Raw genomic sequence first — 13,790 nt, forward strand, 5'->3', positions numbered from 1 at the left:
TGCTTATCTTTTATTAGAACTCACTCGTTCATATTTACAAGAAAAAACCTCAGGAAAACTCTCCTGAGGTTTAGACGTCTATCCCGTTTCTTACATATTAATCAACAACGGGGTAACGGTGAGACTTAAAAGATTGATCTCGCCATGTCCACCTGAAATTTTAATTGTGTTAACATTAGCTGGCTCCAAAGGAACGGTGATATTGGTGATTCCGCCGAACTCCTGCAAGCCGCCAGTAGATAGCGCATTTAGCAAAGAATAGTCCTGGCCATTAATCGTCAGATGCAATTTAGCTAGTCGTTCACCTGTCGCATAATGAAGCTCAATCGATGCTCTTCCGCCTTCGCCTCCATCTATATTCTTAAACAAGGCGTACGCTTCTGAGGATTGAAGATTCCCGACCACGGTTTGACCGGATTGCAATGTCCTGATTTCAGCTCCTCCAAAAACCTGACAAGCTGCACCTGCATAAACTTTCTGTTGCCTTGCAGGAACCGGGGCTGGACCAACGGACGATACACCTTCCCTTGTCTGAACCACAGGTCTGATGGAACCATCTTCATCGAACTCCAGATAGTCGATACATACGCTGCGCAGCGTACCTTCTCCAGAGATCGCTTGATTGTGATAAAAAAGATACCATTGCCCTTTGAATTCTACTACAGAGCCATGGGTCGTGGAACAGCCTGTCGGCTCCAGAAAAATGCCTCGGTACGTCCATGGGCCAAGCGGATTCTCGCTTGTTGCGTATCTCATACGGTTGTTGTCTTCCAGATTGTCTGCATAGGTAAGATAATAAAGATTGTTTCTTTTGAACACCCAGGCCGCTTCATGAAAATCCTCAAGTCCTTGCATTTCTGTCATACCGTTCTCCAGTGACATCATATCTTCATTGAGCTTGCCTCCCAGACAGACACTGCCGCCACCATAGTAGATATAGGCGCTATTGTCATCGTCTACAATTACACACGGGTCAATCAGTGCAAACCCGCCAAGCCCCTCGATATACCCTTGATCCGTAAAGCCATGCACTGGATAGCGACTGGTGGCAACCCCGATCTTCCAGGAATCATTCCAGTTCGAATCACTTGGATGCGGATAATAGAAGTAATAGGTCCCATTCTTGTATGCACAGTCAGGCGCCCACATGAAGCCGCCCTCCGGTCTGCCCCAGGAAACGTCGTCTGAACGGAGTATTTCCCCTTCGTCCAACCAGTGAACCATATCCTCCGAGGAAAAAACATGATATCTGTCCATGAGATCGCAACCTCTGGCTGGGTCCATATCATGAGATGCGTAAATGTAAATTTTACCGTCGTTCCATACATGGGCCGAAGGATCTGCTGTATATATAGATGTGATTGCTGGATTCATGGATGTAGTCTTTTGGCGTGTGGTTTCGAAACCAATATCATTAGTAGTCATTTTTAATCCTCCTGAACGTATACGAACTTGTTAATATCATGCCATTTGGGCTCTATTGATGACTTGTTGGATGGTTTGCCGTCACTGGAATCTGGTTTTTGAACATGCGATTGATATCCCCTGCAAGTCGGAGATAAAAGTCTGAAGATACGGCAACACCGTCGGCATCCAGCGTTAGAAAATATTGATTGGTTGGAATCATGGAGCTGTTCTCTGCCATCTTGGCAATAGCCGTACCTTCATCGTACTCGTCAAACATCGCGATATATCCGGTATTGATACCGATGCTCTTCAGATTGTAGGCCTGCCTCCACATGAAGTCTCCATGCAAACGCGGATTCTCGTTTCTTGGGCCACCAGTCATGTTCGACCAAGCCGAACCCGGCCAGATCACTGGCTGATAGTCAATTCCATTTTGCTGTGTGAAAGCCAGATCAGGTTGAAGCTGATTCGTTTTGAAGCTGTCCGCTTGCTGAATATTGCCGAAGCGGGCAACGGACCAAGGCGAGATCATATCCAACGATTTGTAGACGTTCATAAAATCAGATCGAGAGTCGTTATTTCCCGTTCTCCAATACGTAGGCACGCCACCGATGACATAGATTCCCTGGTTTTTGAACCAACCGATCAAATCGGCCGCCTCTGCTGCAGTACCCGGCCGATCCGTGAAGCCAATACCCCAGATGCAGACAACCATTTTGCCATTCTGCTTCGCATAGGCCGAAGATGATGGCAGGTGCATGTTGTTCACAACATTGGTCGTCCAGTCATGCTTGACTGCCTGTACCCAATTGCTCGCATTCATGCCCGTAATGTCATACATGACATAGAACTTGCGATTATAAGATTCCGCGGCATTTTTAACCTTGACGGCTACGCTGTCCCGGTTGCTTTTCCAGTTGTTAGGTGTGTCACTCTCATCTGCGCCGAACCGTTGCAATGCTGCACCGTCGATATTGTAGGTTTGCATCCACTCAAAATGTTTGTTGACCGTCTCCTGATCGTAAGAGGAGAACAATTTGGCAGGAGAACCATTACCGAGGTTCGCCAAACTTGTCTGATACAGCTTGGAATATTCGCGAAGGTCTGGATACAACTCGAAATTCACGTTGCCATTTGCTGATGGCGCACTGCTATTTTTGGACCAGTGCACCCAGCCCCCGTTCGGTGAACCGTCTCCGGCTGCGTTGAACCAGCCTTGATACCCGGCATACAGCTTGCCTACGACATCGCCTCCGCTGCCTGCGGCGGAAGCACTGAACTTGAACCAGAGTAGATTGAATAAATTGCCGGTTCCGCCCGTGAATTTAAGATAGACTGTGTGTACACCAGTGGCACCACTGATTGACCCGGACTTCGTTTGCCAGGATTGCCACCCGCCCGTAGCTGGAACAGCAACAGTTCCCGCGAGTGTCCCGTTTAGGCTATCCAGACGGACCTCAATGGTACCGCCACTGTTATTACTGGCTACTCTCACGTCGATTGAATTGGCACCGCTGCCAAAATCCACATTGTTGAATACAATGTAATCGCCGTTGTCGATAAATGCGACATTTTGCCCGCCCTCGCTGGAACTTTCCAGTTGGACTCCGGATTGACTGTTATAACTGGAAGCCTGCGTTTGATTAAACGCGGAAGCTGCCGATACGATGGAAGGTGAAATAGACAAACACAACGTAAGAATCAATAATGCCGCACTTGCAAAAGCCAAAACCTTCTTGTTTTTTTGCATGAAATTTAGCATAGTATCCCCCTATTCATTTTAGTTGCGCGTGAGCTACTCCTGTTCTTCATCCGTCCACGAATGCTTCGGACCACCCCAGGATAGAACCTCTTTCACCATTCCATTACTGACAATGGCTTCTCGATTAGAGAAAGGTGTCCGTAGATCTTTGACATCGGGATAAAAGGTGGCGAGCAATTCTGTCGTTTGGCGATCGCTTAACGTATCATTAGCAGTAACATTAACGTGAACAGCCCCATCATAATCGGCTTGCAGAGCAGCCAAACAAGCATCCACGGCATCCCTGATATCAATGTAGCTCCACAATATGTGCTTGAACGTTTCCGACTTCGCAATAGCCAGATGTGTGTACTCTCCTGGTCCGACAATCATTGAAAAACGGAGGGAAATCACCTTCATCCCGCTTCTCCGATGAAACATCTCTGCAGTGACCTCATTAACGATCTTGGACAGGCCGTAACATTCCTGCGGCTGTTGTGGATGCTGTTCATCCACCGGGAAATAATCGGGAGAGAAGGGTTTGTTGGCCCAGGCAAATCCGTAGGATGATTCACTGGAGCCCATGACCACCTTTTTTATACCGAGCAAAGAGGCTGCTTCCAGCACATGGTATCCGGAAAGTGTATTATTAGCGAAAATGTAGCTGTGAGGGTAGTGAAGCGGCGCAGGAATCGCCGCCAGATGGATGATCGTATCCACTCCGGCAAGCGCTCCCACGACTTGACCATAATCGTTCAGATCGACAATGATCTGTCTGCAACGTACCCGGTCAGACAGGTGTTTATCCAGCGATACGACATCATGACCTTGTAATTGCAGTTTCTCAATGACCTGTGAACCCAGCTTTCCGCCTCCACCTGTAACTGCAATAGTATTCATTCCTATATCTCTCCTGTCTGTTCTTGTCACTTTGTTATGGTCGCACCAATGTCCCATCCGCTTTGCGGTCCAGAGGATACGGCCGATGATATTTATTTGGATCCCATGAGTCACTTAGTAATGATTTGGCCTTCACTTCATCCAGTTCAATGCCCAGTCCCGGTTTATTGGAAGGATATAGATATCCTCCCTCTCTGACGATATGTCCCGGGAATGCCTGCAACTCATGATCTTTAAAATGATTGATTTCCTGGATACCAAAGTTCCACAGGGCCATATCCAGATGGACAGCAGCTGCCTGGTTAACAGGATCATTCTCCCCTCCCTCCTGCCAGGCTGTTCGTACTCCGTAGGCTTCGCCAAGCGTAGCGATCTTGCGACAAGCGCTAATTCCGCCTGCTTTCGATACCCGAACTCTGATAAAATCGATCAACTTCTCTTGAATCAGACCAGTCCACTCCTGAGGATTAACAAATAATTCTCCCACTGCCTGCGGCGTAGCACTCTGTTGACGCAGCTGTCGATACCATCCGATCTGTTCCGGAGCAAGTGCATCTTCCAGAAAGAAAAGATGATAAGGTTCCAGCCGCTTCGACAGCTGAATGGCATGAATGGGGGATAAATGCTCATGCACATCATGGGTAAACTGAATCCCATTACCAAATTCCAGGCGCAACTTCTCGAACATGTCAGGGATGGCATGCAGATACGCATGTTCATCGAATACAGGACCGCTGCTCCAGGGCTCGCGCGGCAAATTCGCGTCCTTGCCGCTGACAAATCCCCCGCCACCGTAACCTCCCATCTGCACTCGAATGACCGTGTATCCTTCTTCCATAAAACGAGATACATCCTCTTTCAGCTCGCTGATATCAGCACCTCCGGCATGGCCGTAACAGGGAACTGCCGAACGGCAGGCCCCTCCTAACAATTGATATACCGGCAGATTCGCTTCCTTGCCCTTGATATCCCACAGGGCCATGTCAATTCCACCAATGGCCGTATGAAGTATTGCCCCATTTCTCCAATATCCGCTCATATGCATGAGATGCCACAGGTCTTCAATCTGGGATGCATCCCTCCCTATGAGTAATGGTGCCAGCAGTTGTTCGATGACCTGTACCACCGCTTCGGGATTATAAAGATCGGAAGCAGAACCCAATCCGTAAAGACCATCCTGATCCGTCGAAATCTTCACAATGGTCCAGCTTCCGTCATGCCTTGTACGTATGCATTCTATCCGTGTAATTTTAGCCATGTGTTCACTCTCCTCATTTGCTCCATTTCGATCCTACTGGAAGATTTAAGGCAAACGGTTGTATAAACGATACAGCAGCACTGCGGTCTCAGCACGTGTCATTGTCTCTTCCGGATGGAAGCTGCCATTGCTTCCTTCCATCATTGTTGATCTGGTTAACGAATCAATGGCATCGCGGGCATATGCTTTAATCAAATGAGTATCTTTATAGTCATCCAGACCGGACTCACCTTCTGGAAGAGGCTGCATCCCGATAACTTGCATAGCTCGGTAGATCATAACCGCAGCTTCTTCCCGGGTAATTGGAGAGGCTGGCGAGAATCGATCCGCGCCTGCCCCTTGAATGACGCCCAGCGTTCTTGCGGTATTCACGGAATGTTCGTAATAAACATGCTCAGGTACATCCGCGAAGCGTTCCACCTTGGTTCCCTGATCAGGTTGTAATTCTAAGGCATTGGTAAGCAGAGTTACGAAATCCGCTCGGCGGATCATGGATTGAGGCTGATATTCTGTCGGTGTCATTCCAAGAATAACCCCTTTGGACACTAGAACTTCGATGGCATGGCGGGCCCATGATAGCTGCTGTATATCCTGGAATGTTCGAATATCCTGAGTAATTGCATAAACTCCGTTTTGCCGTGTTTTGAAAATCATTTGTTCCGATTTTTTATTGAACTTCCCATTTGGAATGGAGATCATTTGCCCGTCATCCGCGATACGTCGTATTGCGAGTTTTTCCGGGTCCAGCAGTTCAGTTACATTAGGCTGATAGGGTAAACTTACTGTGATTGGCGTTATGGAATTTTGCCATGCAACGGATTTGCCATCCGATATCACAGATAATGAAATTGCAGGCCGCTCTCCTAAGTCTGATTTCAGCTTGACACTCCAAGAGCTTCGGTCAGCCTTTCTTAATACCAAGGTAACACGCTCTCCAATCGTTCCTTGGGTATTGGCCAGCAAATGGCTCGGAACCAACAGCACTCCCCATGCTGTTCGAATCTCCAGCCAATGGGTAGATGGTGTTTCCTGCAAAAAGCTGGATGGAAGTGTAAGAGCATAACCTTCAGCACCATCCACGGATTCGATGTCTACAATCAGCTTCTTTTTCCCGTCCTGCTCAAGGGTGATGCGGTTGAATGCGTCCTCCATCATCTTGTTGGTGAGCTCGGCTGTTGCCAATGCAGCAGATTTATCCAGCTTGGGCTGAAGCTGCATTGTAGCACCAGGAGCGGAGGGCGTTGGTTCATTCTTCCCTCCAGTCGTAGAGCCCCCTCCAGCACTTGGCTGCGAACCAGAACCCGAGCCTGGCTGTGGATTGGGTCCCCCGGGATTCGGATTGGAACCTGATGTAAGAGCAGCGAGTCTCAAGAGTAAGGAGGACTTCAATGTGCCGCCTGATAGCAGAGTGACGAAGTTGGCTGCTGTATCTATAGAGGTAACATCTTTATTTTGCTCCGCAGTACGAACACTCGCCTCAGCCGATTGCTCCAACAATGTCAGGTAATCACCCGTAAGCAGATACATGTTTCCGAATAATCGTGCATCTTTACTTGAACCGATCCCTCCATTAAACTCCATAAAGCCTGATCGTCCTTCGCCATCGTTTTCGTTGACAAGTAATGCAAAACCGATAGGTTTGTCAGGTTGGAATGAATATCCTTCCTGATGAAGTGCTGCAAAAGGCAGCGTAATTTGATAATGAGTAATATGGGTCGTCTCGTCCCGGGTAATGTTTGCTGAAGCGGATTCCAATAATCCTGTAGCAACCCCTTCCGGAGCTCGCCATCTCCATTTCGTGATGACACCTTCCTGATTCAGTGCAAAACCAAGCTCATTCACCTGTTTGCTGGCCGCACCATCCTCTTTGCCAAGGTCAATACCGAGCTGTAGACTGTCTCCTTGCCATATATCGCCATTGATATTGGATTGATGGTGAATATCGTCCTTGACGTCCACCTTGAGAACCAAATTTTCCGCATCCCAACTTGCTTTAGCTTGAATGCTGAGGTCATTCGGACCTCCCCAACTTCCACCGACACTGTTGTAATGCTCCGGACTGGAAACCTCAATGAATGGCAGCGTTCCAACAGCATCTTTTTGTGCCGCAAAGGATTGTGACAGTTTGACTGAAGTCTCATAACGGAATCCGTTTTCAAGCGTTACTCTGAATTTGAGCAAGTCACTTGATATATAGGGAAGCGCCACATCCATGCTTTTCCCAATGCCCAGCCCCTCAAATCGCACGGGCTTAAACATGGCCTGATACACACTCGGTTCAATCAGTTCGATCTGCCCTTTAAGCAAAGTCTCACCTGCAACATTAGTTAAAGTCAGCGTGCTTCCGGGATCACCTGGTCTGGATGGATCATACCCAAGCTGGTTCAGTTTGAGTGCCAAAGGAAATAGATTGGTACCCGTCACTTTTCCAGGAGGGGCTTCATTCTCAATCTGAAAACCGCCATTAAACAGGTTGTTGGATATCACCATCTTCTCTACGTTTGGACCTGCAACCACATGATTCGTACGTGGCTGTTGAAAATAGGAATTGTAGAGGGTAATATCACCACCAATTGCATTAATGCCGATTTCACCAACGTTCGTGAAGTTTCCCTGCTGTATGCGGATATCTCCTCCGTGAATATCAAAGGACCTTGTTGTGTCTCCCCACATGGACGTATTGAAGAACACCGCTTTGGAACCAAAGTCTGGCCCAACCTCCACGTATACCTTGTCTGTTGTACTCATGGAAACAAGCTCTGTGTTGATAAACGAAAGACCTGCTGTTCCCGCATGTTGCAATACGGCGCCCTTTTTGCTGCCATCCGTGCCATGACCAATAATGACAGCTTCGGGCCCTCTTCCATTCTGTTCTTCAAAATGAATACCGTACTTTGATCCGTATACAAATGTATTGAAAATAACCTGATTGGTAACATCCCCAATACGGAAGGCGTCCAGATTCTCTTTTTGATAATTCCAAATTTGATTAAATTCTTCATCGTTCGATGGATGATTCGGATAATTGTTCCGACCATAATAATGCGGGTTGAACTGCACATTCCGCATGTATCCTCCGTCTGACCCGCCACCAAGATATATGCCTTCCTTGAGCGGTGATCCCGCTACATAATCGATATAATGACCACTTGTATCATGGGTGCCGAAGTCGACAGCCTGATAGGGATTAACCAAGGTTGTATCGATCAGGTATACGTTTTTCCCTTGACCTTGCACAGTCCAGGCATAAGGCTTCACTGGATTGGCATCAGACCATGTTTGATGATCGTAATAGACGGATAATCCGCGTAATCCAGCTGCTTGCTTCAGTTGAATGAAGGCATCGGCATCCGGGTCGTTTTCTCCATAGTTCGTAAAAATAACGGTTCCATTCCCGATCGTATGATGAGGCACATCATAATTGCCCCGCAGTTCTACGGCAGTCGGGACCACCAAAGCCTGCTCAACGCGGTATATGCCAGCCGGCATATAGACCGTTCCTCCACCTGCCGCTTCGGCATCATTCAATGCCTGTTGAATGGCTTGGGATGAATCCGTATCCCCTGTGTTATCAGCCAAATAGGGCTGGCTCACTACGTTAAACAATTCGCGAGTACCCGGCTTAGGCTGCACAGCAATATCTACTGAAGGAACATTAGGGATAGTTTCCAACACCAAATTTTCTTCCTTGTGGATGTTCAGTTCCGCCGAGGTACTTTCATCGTTCACTGCAAGGTTGCCTTCGTATCCGGAATGTATGGCATTGATTGTTGCCACATCTCCCTGAAGAAGCAGGTGCCGATCCGGCTTGGCGAAGGTAGAACTGCCCAGTATAAGCGAACCACTTTTGACAACTATGGCATAATCTCCGCTTCCTTCACTCCAATTCTCGAAAGAGCTGCTCTCAAAGGACAACGTTCCACGCCCTTCATTCACAACCGCATGTTTGGGCTCCCCGCCCACCGTTACGCTGTTAAACTGGGCAATGGAGTGAAAGCCTTCCGTTGCATAAATGGCAACAGGATTCGGACCAGCACTCGCTTCGAATTGACTGTCTGTTACCAGCAATCCATAATCATTGACGCCTTCAATCTTCAGCGCTACGTTGCAATCGTCGATCTGAATCTTGTATAGCTGCGCATTGGCTGTTTCAAGGCTTCCTGTTCTTGTCGTGATTCGTATCCCTGTCTTATAACCCGAGATATGAATATTCGACATATACTCCCAATCCGAGCGCCCCATTACGATAGCTTCTGATTGCTGTATCATATATTCACGCAATTGAGTTTGCTCAGGTGCTCCTGGCAAACCAGAGTTCGCCCATACATTCGGGGACAGGTGAAGCTCTTCCAGTCTCCCAATGTCTGTTGTGAAATCCAGAAAGATACCGGTTTTCAGTGTGGTGCCGTATACATCCTTCACATAATGAAGTTCGTTCCATTCCGGGCCAATCTTAATCCCCTGGTACGCATTGACGAGTGTTACATTTTTCACCGTAGCACTGTCACCTGGAAGCTGCTCCATCGTCCATGGATAGGCCACCGGATTATTCATATTCTGTTCGGGATACCAGATCGACACATGTGTTACCCCACTGGAAGGCTCCATCTTTATGAAGCTGTTCCCGTTAGCTTGACCTTTGCCGCCATATACAGCAAGGATTGTACCTTTGACTAACCCGCCATGCTCGTCGGGATTCCCCCAATCGCCGCGAAGCGTAACGCCTGTTGGAATAACCAGCTCTCCGGTTAATTTATAGGTTCCAGATGGTACGAACACAACTCCGCCACCTTGATTTCCGGCTATTGCCAGCGCTTCTTTGAATGCTTGAGTATCGTCCGTGACGCCGTCCCCTATTGCTCCATAATCGGTTACGCTCCGATCTGCAATGACGATATCTGAGGTAGGGAATTCCGTATCATAGACCTTGGTCTGAGTACCCGACTGCTGCTGAGGTTGCTTATGGACGGTTACTTTCGCCAGATGAAGTTCCGGATTGTTGGCTGGTGCCCCTGCGCCGCTAACCCCGATCCGGAAATCCGCATCATGGGTGCGGTTACCGAAATTGGCATCGCTGAGCTTGAAGGTATGTGTCTTCCAGGTTCCCGTATTTTCATACCGGAACAAAGGAGCATCCTTGAAATTGGATTGCTTCGAATCGTATTGCAAAGACATCGCTCCGCTATTGCTATCGTAATATTCAACAGTGACGAACACGTCCTGATCGGTATTTTCAAACAAATAATCATCCGCAACATTGAAGTAAAAATACAGGATGTTATCGGCCGGATTTGTTGGATTCACCGTCTGATTGGTTTTCCAATACTCCTTGCCGTCAAACGTCCCCACTTGAAGTCCTGCTGAAGGTCCATCGCCGGGACGAGCAGTTATGCCCTGCTGCACAGGAGTTTCCCCCAACGTAATACTTACCGAGTCAGGTGACACATCATTTAGATGGACGTCTCCCTGTTCAGTAAAATCTTCCCCCTCTGCTGCCGCGTGTGTGGTTGCTGGTGTGATGTATAGCCCTGAACATAACATGACAATAGTCAACAGCACTGAAATGGTACACCTGGCACCTAACCATAATCGTTTGTTCACAATCGTACCTCCATTAACTTGATCATGTAATCAAGCTGCACGAAAACAGGGTTGTCGTATGTTGAACATGATGCATCCGTTTTCAATCCGCAGCAGTGGAGAGAACTCCAAGACTGAATTGTTTATTTTAAACGTATTGTGGGTTGAATGCCGATCGTCTGAATTTTTGCTGGTCCCACATTCAAAGCATAACTTCCCTCATCCGCTATCTTCATGGCTTCACCTTGATCTTCAACAATTGTACTTTCGTACACTTCTTTGGCCTCAAACGAAGGCGTTACCTTCAGTGAAGTCGTCTCCGATGATACATTGAACACCCTGAACAGTATGTCATCATTTGCCTCGCCCCGTTTAAGCGCACTAAAAGCAAGATGATCACCCTCCCATTGCAAAAACTCGTGGGTAGCGGGTAACGTACCACCATGTACCCCTGTTTGTTGAACGGTCCAGGGAACCGGGAACTGATACGCCTGCACATAAGCATCGGACTCAATAACATCCAAATCATGTGAGATGAGCTCCATTTCCAGAATGTGCTGTCCGAGACATTGGGCCTCCGGCGTTGCAAATACTCCCCAATCCCCAAGCTCACGAACCCCACGCAGGAGTGTCACAGCAATGGTGTTCTGATTAGCCAATACTTCGTACTCATTAAGACCTTTATTCGCAATCGTCAGCCCTTCACGACCATTGCTGATACTGACAAATGCATTTTGATGCTGCGCATTGCTAGGATTTCTCCATTCCGCTTCCGGCTGTATCGGGCGCTTTGCCAGTTCGTAAATAGAGTCAACGGTAACATGACTTGCTTCGAGTCCCGTTTGGAACAACATGCGGATACGATGATCCTGAACCGTGTTATCGATATAGCTTTTAATGCCAACCGACCGTCCCGTTTTTTCAAGGATTAGCTCTGTACGAATACTCACTTCTCTAGTTTCGTCCAGCCGCCGGGATTTCCGGTAACGAAATGGAACCATGGAACGGATCTCTTCATCCAGCAGTTCATCTGCGGAGGCCGGGAGCTTCCAGTTATGCACGATCTCATAAACGGCTTTCAGTGGTGTATGATGTACCAGCTTAATCTGGGCAGGCAGCCCCTGCGTAGTTAACGGAGCTTCCTGATCCGGTTGTCTGTACATATACTCATTTCCGATATCTCCCGTATCCTCATAAATGCCAAGCCCTGTATAATTACGTCCGTTCACTTTGTCCAACATGGTAAACGATCCATCCCCCGCAATTTCGATCCGCACATAATCGTTCTCCATCACTTGCTCTTCTGTAACAAGTTCAGCGGTAGTCAGTTCGCTAAGCGCATTCTCTCCAAAAACACTCTTAGGCACAAGAGCAAAAGTATGATATCCAAAACCCGGGATGTTCTGGACATGAAGCTCTACATCCACTTGATATGCCCAATAAGGTTGACGGAATCGATTATCCGGCAAATCATATCCAAATGTCGGTCCAACGGGTATAATAACGGCTTCCACTTGCTTGCCTTCTGCGTTCATTACAACCCAATCGTTCGGGTCAAAGGCTTCATATTCGCGCTTAAATTCCTGATATTTTTCATGCGGAGGCTGGTGGTCAAAGTACCGGCGCTCAACATCCATTCTAGTTACAATCACATTGGATCGACGATGTCCCGAAGTGTTAAACACTACAAAAGGCAACGCAGAATCTGCGTCAAAGCCTGATGTATCCACGGATTCGGCTATTGTACGAGCACTCTGAACCGATATGGCTTCAGCCACTTCTTGCGATTTGGCAAATCGGGTCATCATTTCCCTATGGACTTCGTCAACACTGCACCCGCAGATGCTGTCATGAGGATGGTTCTTCAGTAATGTCTTCCAGGCATATAACAGTTCATGCCGTGGATATATGCCTGTGGATAGAGAGGCCATGACTGCCAATGGTTCAGCCACTTTCTCCAGTAACGTCTGGCTTTTTACATTTTGCTGTTTGATATATACCCTTGCTGAAGCAGTATTTACAAGTGTGATCCAGCCGTCGGTCCATTGGCTTCGAAGTTCACCGCGAATGACGTCCAATGATTGTGGTTTCGCTTTTTGCAAAGCCTGAATGTACTCGGGAAAGCTGGAATGACGAAACGTCACATCTGGCATAATCTCTGTAGCCGTCTTTAACGCTTGTGTCAGATCCTTCTGGAGCGGCTGATGATCACATCCGTTCATGAACAGGAGTTCCGAACTTGAAGCAAACTCTTCTGCTGCAGCCAGCTTTTCGGCCCAGTAAGCTTTCGCCTTCTCTGGTTCCACTGGAATCTCCATGCCGTTGTTGTACCAATTGGCGAACAGGATCGCCAGTACACGAGTACCATCGGGTGATTCCCAATACATCTCCGAGTATTTGGAGGTATGTTCATTGCCAGACTGAATTTCGTTATTGAATCCAACTGGCTTCACTCCACGTCCATATACAGCTACCTCAATGCCTGCCTGGCTAATGAGCTGTGGTGCCTGACCCATATTGCCGAAGGAATCCGGGAAATATCCGATTTTCGCATATCCTCCCATTTGTTCTGAGGCTTGAATCCCAATTAACAGATTACGTGCATTGGCTTCACTGCTGACGAGGAATTCATCTTGAAGGATGTACCACGGACCAACGATTAGCTTGCCCTCTTCAATTAACTTGCGGACCTGATTCGACCTGTGCGGCATGATTTCCAGGTAATCCTCCAGCACAATAAACTGCCCATCCAGATGGAAATTCGTAAATTCCGGGTCATTTTCAAACGTCTGGATTAAATCCTCCATGAGCTGAACGAGCAACATTCGGTGCTTCTCAAAGGATAGATACCACTCCCTGTCCCAGTGAGAATGTGCGACAATATGCGCGGTTTTTGTAGTCATT

At 47.8% G+C, this 13,790-nt stretch carries 6 protein-coding genes; all 6 read right to left on the minus strand.

What is annotated here, in order from left to right; all coding sequences use genetic code 11:
* Positions 1-90: 90 nt before the first annotated feature.
* Positions 91-1,425, minus strand: a complete 1,335-nt coding sequence (locus G3352_RS05000) for a family 43 glycosylhydrolase (RefSeq protein WP_163754481.1) — start codon at positions 1,423-1,425, stop codon at positions 91-93.
* A gap of 52 nt (positions 1,426-1,477) precedes the next feature.
* On the minus strand, positions 1,478-3,157 hold the full coding sequence (locus G3352_RS05005) for a carbohydrate-binding protein (protein ID WP_240342932.1): 1,680 nt from the start codon (positions 3,155-3,157) through the stop codon (positions 1,478-1,480).
* A gap of 45 nt (positions 3,158-3,202) precedes the next feature.
* Positions 3,203-4,048, minus strand: coding sequence for an NAD-dependent epimerase/dehydratase family protein (locus G3352_RS05010; protein ID WP_163754487.1), 846 nt, complete (start codon positions 4,046-4,048; stop codon positions 3,203-3,205).
* A 34-nt stretch (positions 4,049-4,082) separates the two neighbouring features.
* A complete protein-coding gene (locus G3352_RS05015) occupies positions 4,083-5,306 on the minus strand; it encodes an enolase C-terminal domain-like protein (RefSeq protein ID WP_163754489.1) in 1,224 nt (407 codons plus the stop codon).
* 45 nt (positions 5,307-5,351) lie between these two features.
* Positions 5,352-10,907, minus strand: coding sequence for a glycosyl hydrolase family 28-related protein (locus G3352_RS05020; RefSeq protein WP_163754492.1), 5,556 nt, complete (start codon positions 10,905-10,907; stop codon positions 5,352-5,354).
* Between the two features lie 122 nt (positions 10,908-11,029).
* On the minus strand, positions 11,030-13,789 hold the full coding sequence (locus tag G3352_RS05025; RefSeq protein ID WP_163754495.1) for an alpha-mannosidase: 2,760 nt from the start codon (positions 13,787-13,789) through the stop codon (positions 11,030-11,032).
* Position 13,790 lies beyond the last annotated feature (1 nt).

Origin of the sequence: Paenibacillus sp. ALJ109b (assembly GCF_010747435.1) — a bacterium.
Lineage (GTDB): Bacteria > Bacillota > Bacilli > Paenibacillales > Paenibacillaceae > Paenibacillus > Paenibacillus taichungensis.

Bases quoted from the DNA above. Each gene is read 5' to 3' on its own strand.
- G3352_RS05000 (WP_163754481.1), bottom strand. From the start codon at position 1,425: ATGACTACTAATGATATTGGTTTCGAAACCACACGCCAAAAGACTACA.
- G3352_RS05005 (WP_240342932.1), bottom strand. From the start codon at position 3,157: ATGCAAAAAAACAAGAAGGTTTTGGCTTTTGCAAGTGCGGCATTATTG.
- G3352_RS05010 (WP_163754487.1), bottom strand. From the start codon at position 4,048: ATGAATACTATTGCAGTTACAGGTGGAGGCGGAAAGCTGGGTTCACAG.
- G3352_RS05015 (WP_163754489.1), bottom strand. From the start codon at position 5,306: ATGGCTAAAATTACACGGATAGAATGCATACGTACAAGGCATGACGGA.
- G3352_RS05025 (WP_163754495.1), bottom strand. From the start codon at position 13,789: ATGACTACAAAAACCGCGCATATTGTCGCACATTCTCACTGGGACAGG.